General features: G+C 63.8%; 3 protein-coding genes. All 3 read right to left on the bottom strand.

Features of this window, described 5'->3' with window-relative positions; translation table 11 throughout:
* On the bottom strand, positions 1 to 386 hold a 386-nt coding region (locus tag EN893_RS27200; RefSeq protein WP_164901143.1), incomplete at its 3' end, for a polysaccharide deacetylase family protein.
* A 167-nt stretch (positions 387 to 553) separates the two neighbouring features.
* Complete coding sequence (locus tag EN893_RS27195; RefSeq protein WP_127270460.1) at positions 554 to 1,657, bottom strand: glycosyltransferase family 9 protein; 1,104 nt, start codon at positions 1,655 to 1,657, stop codon at positions 554 to 556.
* Positions 1,658 to 1,775: 118 nt separating this feature from the next.
* Positions 1,776 to 2,838, bottom strand: a 1,063-nt coding sequence (locus EN893_RS27190; protein ID WP_128361917.1) for a putative PEP-binding protein, incomplete at its 5' end; no start/stop codon positions are given.

Here is a 2,838-nt window from a genome sequence, read left to right as displayed (position 1 = left end):
TCGGCCAGCACCGCATCCGGGCTGCCGGCGCTGCGAATGCCGTAGATTTTCCGCGGCGTGTCGACCGCCGGGATGTGGTGGCCGCCATGATTTTCCAGTTCGAACAGATCGGGATGCGCCCGCATGATCTCGACGGCGGCGGCGTTTCGCTTCAGCCAGATGCCGGTCACGAAAATGGTGGCGGGGATCTTGTTGTCCACCAGCGCCGAAAGGATCCGGTTGTCGGTCTGTCCACCGCACGCGTCGAGCGTAAGCGCCACACGGCCGGCTCCGCTCGCCTGCGACTTGATGTGCAGCGTCGGCTCGACGAGGGGCGCGGCATGGCTGGCGGATGCCATCGCCCACGACAGGGCGATCATGCAGAGACTTTTTTGCAGCAGGCGCATCAAACCGATTCCCGGACCCGTCATTTCAAGCAGGCATCCCAACGACCCGCATGAAGGCGGAAATCGGGATGGCGCATAGCAGAAAAGCGCTCCGCGACAATGTGACCGTTCCTGTGGCGAAGGGGGTCATTCCGCCGCGTCGAGGGTCGTGCATGCGACGCATGATCTCAGATGGCGTGTTCCAGTTTCATTTCGGTGCGCGAAAGAACCTCGCGCACCGCATCGACCACAGGCTTGACCTCCAGGCCCCAGACGCAGCATGCCTTGCTGGGATCTGGCGCGCGGCAGAGGTTTTCGGCCATGCAGGCGCAAGGCATCGGCGGCTGGAGCGAGATGCTGGGCACGCCGACGGGACCCCAGCGCGACGGCTCCGTCAGACCGAACAATCCGACAACCGGGGTTCCGGTGGCTGCGGCCATGTGCATCGGGCCGCTCTCATTGCCGAGAAACAGCCGGGCCTGTTTCAGCACCGCCAGCAGGCTTTCAAGCGACAGGTCACCGACGAGATTGACGACCGACGGCGCGGTCCTGGCGACGATACGTTCGGCGATCTCGCGCTCGTCCGGGCCGCCCACCAGGACTACGTCCAGGCCGGTCTCGCCGGCAATCTCGACGATCACTGCTGCAAACCGCTCCGGCTGCCAACGTCGGCCCTCGAAGCTTGCACCCGCATGTACCGCGATGAATGCGTTTGGCCTCAGATGGCGCTTACCCAGCAGCGCCAATGCTTTCGCCGTCTCCATTGGCAGCGGCTCAAGGTTTGGAATCACCGTGCGAAGTTCGATGCCGAGCGCTTCGAGCGGCGAGAGGTAGCGGTACAGGAAATGCTGACCATCAAAGCCGTAGGGCTTGGCAAAAACGTTGGCGGGCTGCCGCTCCAACATACGCAAGGGTCTTTCGGAAGGACTGTAACCGACACGGGTCTTGGCGTTGACGAGCCCGGTGACGATGCGCGACGTCTTCGAGTCGGTCAGGTCGATGGTCAGGTCGAAACGGAAGCGGCGCAACGCCCGCACCATGGCGTAAAGCTCTTTCCCGCGCTCCAAGGACGTGCCGCGCATGCGGTCGCGCCTGAATGTGACCACCTCGGAAGCTATATCATGGGCGATCACGAAGCTCTCGAAGCGAGCCTCGCACAGAAAGACGATGCTGGCGCCGGGGAATGCGAGCCGCAGGTTCTTGGCGAGCGCCGAGGCGAGGACGAGATCGCCTATGAACTTGGTTTGGACGACCAGGATCGAGTGGAACGGCGCGGGAGAAATCTGCAGCATCTGTTTCCGGGAGCAATTTGCGGATAGCCGCAAATTGGGCAGGAACAATGTCGAGATTGCGCGACGCCGCCAGCACGTTCGCGTGAATTGCCTTACAAAACGGTAAGCTGGATGGATCCTATCGGCGGCCTGCCTTCGCAACCAGCACCGCAGCCTGCGCGGCCGCCAGCCTGGCGATCGGTACGCGATAGGGCGAACAGGACACGTAGTCGAGGCCGACCTCTTCGCAAAAGCGGATCGAGGCCGGATCGCCGCCATGTTCGCCGCAGATGCCGAGCTTGATGTCTGGCCGCGTCGCCCTGCCCTTTTGCGCGGCCATGCGCACCAGTTCGCCGACGCCGTCGATGTCGAGCGAGACGAACGGGTCCTGATCGATAATGCCCTTCTGGCGGTAGGTTTCCAGGAACGAGGCCGCATCGTCGCGCGAGATGCCGAAGGTCGTCTGGGTCAGGTCGTTGGTGCCGAAGGAGAAGAATTCGGCTGACTCTGCAATGACATGGGCACGGATCGCGGCGCGGGGGAGCTCGATCATCGTGCCAGTGAGATAGTCGATCTTGACGCCGGTTTCCTCCATGACGCTCTTGGCAACCGCATCGATGCGCGCCTTGACGTAATCGAGTTCCTTCACCAGGCCGACGAGCGGCACCATGATCTCGGGGACCACCAGCGCGCCGGCCTTCCTGCCGGCCTCCACGGCCGCCTCGAAAATGGCCCGCGCCTGCATCTCGGCGATCTCGGGATAGGAGACAGCCAGGCGGCAGCCACGATGGCCGAGCATCGGGTTGAACTCGTGCAGTGCCTCGGTGCGCTGCCTGAGCTTGTCCGGCGACACCTTCATGGCGGCGGCGACCTCGGCCACCTCCTCCTCGGTCTTCGGCAGGAATTCGTGCAACGGCGGATCGAGCAGGCGGATCGTCACCGGCAGGCCGGCCATGATCTCGAACAGTTCGAGGAAGTCCGAGCGCTGCATGGGCAGAAGCTTGGCAAGTGCGGCGCGCCGGTCCTTTTCGGTGTCTGCCAGGATCATCTCGCGCATGGCGACGATGCGGTCGCCATCGAAGAACATGTGCTCGGTGCGGCAGAGGCCGATGCCTTCGGCGCCGAAGGAGCGCGCCATGCGCGCGTCGAGCGGCGTTTCGGCATTGGTGCGCACTTTCATGCGGCGGACCGCGTCCGCCCAC

Origin of the sequence: Mesorhizobium sp. M7A.F.Ca.CA.004.04.2.1, assembly GCF_004022825.1 — a bacterium.
Lineage (GTDB): Bacteria > Pseudomonadota > Alphaproteobacteria > Rhizobiales > Rhizobiaceae > Mesorhizobium.
This window is presented reverse-complemented; position numbering and strand designations above follow the sequence as displayed.